Origin of the sequence: Paraburkholderia bryophila, assembly GCF_003269035.1 — a bacterium.
GTDB classification, from domain to species: domain Bacteria; phylum Pseudomonadota; class Gammaproteobacteria; order Burkholderiales; family Burkholderiaceae; genus Paraburkholderia; species Paraburkholderia bryophila.
Map to the genome: position 1 here is coordinate 1 of NZ_QLTK01000070.1, position 2,847 is coordinate 2,847.

General features: G+C 64.5%; 2 protein-coding genes. Both read left to right on the forward strand.

Annotation, left to right across the window (positions count from 1 at the left end):
* A partial coding sequence (locus BX591_RS35730) for a phage tail protein I (RefSeq protein WP_111935999.1) occupies positions 1-408 on the forward strand: 408 nt, incomplete at its 5' end.
* A 2-nt stretch (positions 409-410) separates the two neighbouring features.
* On the forward strand, positions 411-2,847 hold a 2,437-nt coding region (locus BX591_RS35735), incomplete at its 3' end, for a hypothetical protein (protein WP_111936000.1).

Here is a 2,847-nt window from a genome sequence, read left to right on the forward strand (position 1 = left end):
TGGCTCGCGTGGCACCTCGGCGTCGACGCGTGGAAAGACTACTGGCCCGAACAGATAAAGCGTGCGCGGGTCAAGGCCGCGATCCCGATCGCGCGGAAGAAGGGCACGGCGGCGGCCGTGCGTGAGGTCGTCGCCACGTTCGGCGGAAATATCGCGCTGCGTGAATGGTTCCAGATGACGCCCCCCGGCGTGCCTGGCACGTTCGACATTGTGATGACCGTAAGCGCGCGCGACGGCGTGCCTGCCACGGCCGCGTATGTCGCCGACATCATCGCCGAGATCGACCGCACGAAGCCGGTCAAGGCTCACTACACCTTCACGCAAGGCTATTCGATTCAAGGCGCGCAACGCGTTGCGGCGGCCTTTCGGCCGGCCCTGTACCGCCGCCTCTCACTTACGGATAAATGAACATGGCCGGAGCCCTTTTCCATATCACCGATGCTGGCCGCGCCGCGCTTGTGGCACCCGGCAACACGGGCACCAACGCGCACAAAATCGTTGCGATCGGCGTTAGCACAGCCGCCTTTGACGCGTCCGACCGCACGCTTAAAAGTCTGCCGAGCGAGCTGAAGCGGCTGACCACGTTCAGCGGCGACAACGTCGCGCCCGACACGATTCACGTCACGTTGCGCGACGACACGCCCGACCAGTACAAGCTGTTCGGCTTCGGCCTGTACCTCGAAAACGGTGTGCTGTTCGGCGCCTACAGCCAGAGCGCTGCTGATGGTCCGATCATGGAAAAGTCGCCGGCGGCCATGGTGCTGCTGTCGTCTGACGTGCAGTTCGCCACGATCGACGCGGCGCAGCTCGTTTTCGGTGACGCCAGTTTCACGAATCCGCCGGCGACGACCGAGCGGCAAGGCGTCGTCGAGCTGGCGACGCAAGCCGAAGTCAACGCCGGCACCGACGACGTGCGCGCCGTCACGCCGAAGACCGCGGCGACCCGCTACGCGGCGCTGACGGGCGCCGCGTTCAGCGGCCCGGTATCGGCGGCGGCCGCCGCTGGTGACACCGAGGCGCAGCTATACGCAAAGGGCGCAAGCGGGGCAGGCGGCCGCGAAGGCAAGCTGCGTTTTTATGGCACGTTCGGTAACAACGACGATACGAATACGCGCCTCGCCGCATCGATCCGCGCCGGCTTTAACGGCGGCAACTGGGGCACGGAATATCTCGATTTCTGCCTGAACTATGGCGCGGCGAACGACGCCGAACGCGACGCGCTGCAGGCTCGTGTGCTGCGTCTCGTCGCGGGCGGCCGTGCATTGTTCAACACGGCGGTCGACGACGGCACCAGCATCGCGCAGTTCGGCGGCAATGTCAGCACGCGTGGCGTGCATAGGTTCGGGTATGGCGCAACGACCGGATGGGCGTCGGCCGACGCGTCGGTCGCCTATTTCCGTTCGAACGGGAATGTGTCGGTCGGCTCGGAGGCGGCGGCCGGCTTCCTCGATCTCGTCGCCGGCGGCGGCGCTACGCGCGTGCGTATCCTGCCGTCCGGCCGTGTTCTGTTCGGCACCTCGACCGACGACGGCACCAGCATTGCGCAGTTCGCCGGCAACACCCGCACCTATGGTTCGCATTCCGCCGGCGCCGCCGGCACGGTAACGGCCTGGGTTGCAGCAGATACCCAGTATGGCTATTTCCGCACGGCTGGCAACGCGTCGATTGGCTCGGAGGCTGCGGCCGGTTCGACGGAGCTGATCGCGGGCAACAAGTCGTTTATCAAGGTGCTGCCGTCCGGCCGCGTGCTGATCGGCGACACCGCCAACGATGACGGCACGAACCGCGTGCAGGTCGACGGCCCCGCCCGCATCAACGGGAATATGTATGTCAATACCCGAGGCAGCGAAGGTCAGGTATGGCTCGGCCCGAATGAGGGGTACTTCTTTGCGAACAGCAAACAGGCGGGCTACTACTCGCCGAAGTACGGCCAATATCAATACGACTTCGCGCTCAAGAATCTCACCGTGCAGAACAATGAAGTCTGGCACGCCGGGAATCTGAATCCGCTGGATCTCGGCAAGGGCGGCACCATCTACGGCGACGTGACTTTCGCCACCGGCCGGCGACTGCTGCTCGACGAAGGCTCGGCGGCGAATCCCTCGCTGTCGTTTGTCAATGACGGTGCGCCCGATACCGGTTTTTTCCACGTTGCAGATGGCGTGTTCGCGATTTCGAACAACGCCCGCGAGACGATGCGCTTCGGCACTGACGTTGTATCGACACAGCGCACGCTCATATCGAACGTCACGAACGTCACCGGGACCAACGGCGTTTTCCGCTCATCAGGCGATATCGGCGGATCTTTCGTCGACTGGAGCATGACCGGCAACCGCATCGCAGCGGTTCAAGTCGATGCACCGCAATCGATCATGGCCTATATGGGCATGCGCTGGACGCGCTGGGGCGGCCGGCACTTCGCCGCCATTGACGCCTACGAAGGCGGCTCGGGCACGTCTGAGCCGAGCATTGTTTTCCATCTCGACGGCCGCAATAACGCCTGGTCGTTCGGTCGCAATGAGATCGCCCGCAGCGATGGGCTTCGCGTATGGGGCGGCTGGAATTTTGATCCGGCCACCAAGCTCAACACGGCCGGCGGCACGCTGACCGGTCGCCTCACGATGACCAAAGCCGGTTCGTTTGGCGAGATCGGTCTCGCCAGTGCGGACGGCACCGCCATGTTCATGCGCGGGCGTGCGAGTGGCGGCGGCATGGAGTGGGTGAACAGCGCATATAACTCCATTCCTGCCGTGATGGATGACGGCGGCAACATGACCTTTGCGGGCATCGTGCGCGTGGCCAATGGCGGCGCATGGGTCGCGACAGACGGCAACGTCTACGGCGCGG